The following is a 4,259-nucleotide window of genomic DNA, read 5'->3' on the forward strand; positions in this document are numbered from 1 at the left end:
AAAGGTCTTGTTGTACCAGTTATTCGGGGTGCCGATGAGATGTCATTTGCAGAAATTCAGTTGACTTTAGTTGCTCTTGGCAAAAAAGCTCGTGAGGGTAAATTACAAGTATCAGAAATGGAAGGTGCAACATTTACCATCTCAAACGGTGGAGTATACGGTTCACTCCTTTCCACTCCGATAATAAACCCTCCGCAATCTGGAATACTTGGAATGCATTCAATACAAAACAGGCCAGTTGCTGTTGGTAATGCAGTAGAAATCAGACCTATGATGTACATTGCTCTCTCTTACGATCATAGAATAGTTGACGGCAAAGGAGCAGTAACTTTCCTCGTTAAAATAAAAAATTATATAGAAGATCCAAATAGATTAGTTTTGGAACTGTAGCTCAAATGAATTGTTGTTAATCCAGTATTGCTAAAAACCTAAATGTCATTTAGTTCTGCCAGTAGTTTAGCAACTCCCGGATGATCAGGGCCATAATGTTTCTCAAAAATAGGCAAGGCCTGTTCAAGCAATTCCTCTTGTTTCTTGTGATCGCCCAAAGCGCCATAGGCAATACCAAGATTTGCCAGTAGTTTGGCAACTTGAACATGACCAGAGCCATAATGTTTCTCAAAAAACTCGTTCAAACAACTCTTTTGCTTTCTGATGATCGCCAAAAGTGCCATAAACGATACCGAGGGTTGCCAGTAATTTAACAACTTCAAAATGGTCGAGGCCGTAATGTTTCTTTCGAATTGCTAGAGCCTGTTCAAGCAACTCTTTTGCCTTCTGGGGATTACCTAAAACCCTATAAGAATTACCGAGGTTTGCCAGTGTTCTAGCAACTTCAAAATGGTCAGGCCTGTAATGTTTCTTTTTGATTGCTAAAGCCCGTTCAAGTAACTCCTTTTGTTTTTTATAGTCACCTAAATCCACATGAGAGATACCAAGGTTTGTCAGAGTAATAGCGACTTCAAAATAATCGGGGCCATAATGTTTCTCTTGAATTACTAAGGCTCGTTCAAGCAACTCTTTTGCTTTCTGAGGATCACTTAAATTCCTGTAAGCATTACCTAGATTCACTAGTGTCCTAGCAACCTCAAAATGATTAGGTTTATAATATTTCTCTTGAATTACTAAAGCTCGTTCAAGCAACTCTTTTGCCTTTTGAGGATCACCTAAAGTACCATAAACGATACCCAGGTTTGCCAGTGGTTTAACAATTTCAAAATGGTCAGAATCGTAATGTTTCTTAAAGATAACTAAAGCCCGTTCAAACAACTCTTTTGCTTTCTGAGGATCACCTAAAGCATAATGAGCGGTGCCGAGATTTGTTAGTATGGCAGGAACTTCGAAATGGTCAGGGCCATAATGTTTCTCTTTAATTGTTAAAGTCCGTTCAAGAAGCTCCTTTTGTTTATCATGATTGCCTAAAGTCCCGTAGGAACTACTTAGGTTTGTCAGTATGGCAGCAACTTCGAAATGGTCAGGGCCATAATGTTTCTCAGAAATAGGTAAAGCCCGTTCAAGCAACGTCTTTTTTTTCTTGTGATCACCTAAATCCCCGCAAGCGATACCGAGGTTTGTCAGTGCCGTGGCGACTATAAAATGATCAGATCCATAATGTTTTCTAAAGATAGGTAAAACCCGTTCAAGCGACTCCTTTTGTCTTCTAGGATTACCCAAGTATAGCCTTTCTTATAATAGTCCGAATGCGATAAAATATGTGTTTATGGCTATAGCAGGCCAGTAGCATATTACGGTCTGTTCGGATTATTGTAAAAGAGCTATAATATTCTTCGAAGAGCGATGTGTATTGCAGTGCTTAGCTTGAACCAAGATAATTCTCGATTTGTTCTTCTGATCTTTATACTCAAAAAAAATATCATCAAAGGCTCCAAAACCTTCTATGTTTGATGCTAACCAAAAGTCAATTTTACTACTTAACCCATGAAGTAGATACAGCATTAATAATTTTACTTCATACTTGCGACCATGATCACCTGTTGATGTGCCATCCCTCTTCTTAAATGTACGATTACTAAGTACTTCAGACTGTTTGTTTTCTACATTCATACCCTACTAAACCTACGAATAACTTCTTTCTATAAAAAATTAAAGTCACCGAGTGCCTAAGATAATGCAACAGATTCTTTAACATTGTAATAACAGTGCCGAACAGGGTCAATTTTGTTTGCTGTCTTAAGCATAAAGATTCCCCGAATCTAATATGTCATTGCTGTAGGCTGCATTTAGTAATATAATCTCATATTAAATAAGACTTTACTTAAGTTTATGCTAGATTCTCCGCTAATTTTGACAGCCATTCTTATATTTTTTATTTTTACGTTGTCATTCTTTTTTATAAGAAAGATATTTGGATCAACAAACAAGAAGATAATAAAATCCTTTAGTAAAATTGTTCAGCAAATAAATGCATTAGAAACAGAAATGCAGAGCTTATCTGATGAGGAGCTTGCTGGTAAAACTGAAGAATTCAATCGAGAATTGAAAAATGGGAAAACGTTAAATGATCTTCTCGTACCTGCATTTGCAGTTGTGCGTGAAGCCTCTCGAAGGTTTCTTAACATGAGGCACTTTGATGTTCAACTGATTGGTGGAATGGTGCTCCACAATGGCATGATATCAGAAATGAAAACAGGAGAGGGAAAGACACTCGTTGCAACTTTAGCAGCATATCTAAATTCCTTAGAAGGGAAAGGCGTGCACGTCGTAACTGTTAACGATTATCTTGCAAAACGAGACACAGAGTGGATGAGCAAATTATATAATTCTCTTGGGGTTTCTGTTGCGTTTATTACGAATAACTTGACAGACGAAGAGAGGAGAGAGGCTTACAGTGCAGATATCGTGTATTCCACAAATAACGAGCTTGCCTTTGATTACCTGCGAGATAATATGAAATTTTCTCAAGAAGACATGGTTCAGAGAGGCTTTCACTACGGAATAGTTGATGAAGTGGACTCAATACTCATTGATGAAGCTCGCACTCCGCTTATTATTTCTGGCCCTGTTGAGGAAAACAATCAGATATATAAGCATATCAATAAAATAGTAACCAAATTAGTTGACTATGATTATGAAGTAGATGAAAAAGGTAGAACGGTATTCTTGACTGAAGATGGTATTTCACGAGTGGAGGAACTACTGAGGTCATACAATCTCATTCCTGAAAATTCCTCGCTCTATGATACTGACAGCATGATAATGACTCATTATATAGACCAAGCATTACGTGCACATAAGCTGTTTACTGCTGATAAAGATTATATAGTAAAGGATGGCAAGGTAGTGATTATTGATGAATTTACTGGGCGTATGATGGAGGGCAGGAGATATTCCGATGGTCTTCATCAGGCACTTGAAGCGAAGGAGAATCTTGAAATTCAGCATGAAAACCAAACTTTAGCATCGGTTACATTTCAGAATTACTTTCGTATGTACAATAAACTCTCCGGAATGACTGGAACAGCAGCAACAGAGGCAGAAGAGTTTCGTGATATATACAGATTAAATGTAGTAAAAATTCCAACCAATGTACCTGTAAAAAGAGTTGATATTGATGATGAAATTTACGGTACAGAAAAGGAAAAATTTAATGCTGTGTTGAAGTTTATAGAAGAATGCCACAAACACCTTCAACCGGTCCTTGTTGGCACGGTGAGCATCGAAAACTCTGAGAAGCTTTCTGCGCTTTTGCAAAGCCATTCTCTTAAGCATTCAGTATTGAATGCTCGTTATCATGAACAAGAGGCGTACATAATAGCGCAAGCTGGGGTGCCAGGTAGTGTCACTATAGCAACTAACATGGCAGGGCGTGGAACTGATATTCAGCTTGGTGGAAATGCTGAAATGATCGCAAAGGTAGAGCTCAAGAAAATAAAAAATGCTGATGAAAGAGAAAAAAAATATCAAGAAATAGTTGAAAGAGTAAAAAAAGATAAGGAAATTGCTATAAAAGCAGGTGGTTTATGTGTGGTTGGAACCGAAAGACATGAAAGCAGGAGAATAGATGATCAATTACGCGGCCGTTCTGGTCGTCAGGGGGATCCTGGACTTTCTAAGTTCTTTTTATCGCTCGAAGATGACCTAATGAGAATATTTGGTTCTGATAGAATGAGAAGCTTTTTACAAAAAGTAGGGTTAAAGAATAACGAAGCTATTCATCATCCATGGATCAATAAGGCACTCGAGAAAGCGCAAAAGAAAGTTGAAGCTAGAAACTATGACGTGCGGAAATCTCTACTTAA

General features: G+C 37.8%; 5 protein-coding genes. 2 read left to right on the forward strand and 3 right to left on the reverse strand.

Annotation, left to right across the window (positions count from 1 at the left end; genetic code table 11):
* A partial coding sequence (locus tag WGMM_RS00765) for a 2-oxo acid dehydrogenase subunit E2 (protein ID WP_038248509.1) occupies positions 1 to 390 on the forward strand: 390 nt, incomplete at its 5' end.
* Positions 391 to 428: 38 nt separating this feature from the next.
* Here WGMM_RS00765 and WGMM_RS00770 read toward each other — a convergent pair.
* From WGMM_RS00770 to WGMM_RS00780, 3 genes are all read right to left on the reverse strand, one after another.
* Positions 429 to 635, reverse strand: a complete 207-nt coding sequence (locus WGMM_RS00770; RefSeq protein WP_038248512.1) for a tetratricopeptide repeat protein — start codon at positions 633 to 635, stop codon at positions 429 to 431.
* Complete coding sequence (locus tag WGMM_RS00775) at positions 619 to 1,674, reverse strand: tetratricopeptide repeat protein (protein ID WP_051599583.1); 1,056 nt, start codon at positions 1,672 to 1,674, stop codon at positions 619 to 621. The genes WGMM_RS00770 and WGMM_RS00775 overlap by 17 nt, the downstream gene beginning before the upstream one ends.
* Positions 1,675 to 1,761: 87 nt before the next feature.
* Complete coding sequence (locus tag WGMM_RS00780) at positions 1,762 to 2,064, reverse strand: hypothetical protein (RefSeq protein WP_038248515.1); 303 nt, start codon at positions 2,062 to 2,064, stop codon at positions 1,762 to 1,764.
* A gap of 219 nt (positions 2,065 to 2,283) precedes the next feature.
* On the opposite strand from WGMM_RS00780, the gene secA reads away from it, so the two are divergent.
* Positions 2,284 to 4,259, forward strand: a 1,976-nt coding sequence (secA, locus tag WGMM_RS00785; protein ID WP_081818051.1) for a preprotein translocase subunit SecA, incomplete at its 3' end; no start/stop codon positions are given.

Origin of the sequence: Wolbachia endosymbiont of Glossina morsitans morsitans, from assembly GCF_000689175.1 — a bacterium.
GTDB classification, from domain to species: Bacteria; Pseudomonadota; Alphaproteobacteria; order Rickettsiales; family Anaplasmataceae; genus Wolbachia; species Wolbachia pipientis.

What these genes read in the sequence shown, in the direction of transcription:
- WGMM_RS00780 (WP_038248515.1), bottom strand. Translation starts at nt 2,064, where the DNA reads ATGAATGTAGAAAACAAACAGTCTGAAGTACTTAGTAATCGTACATTT.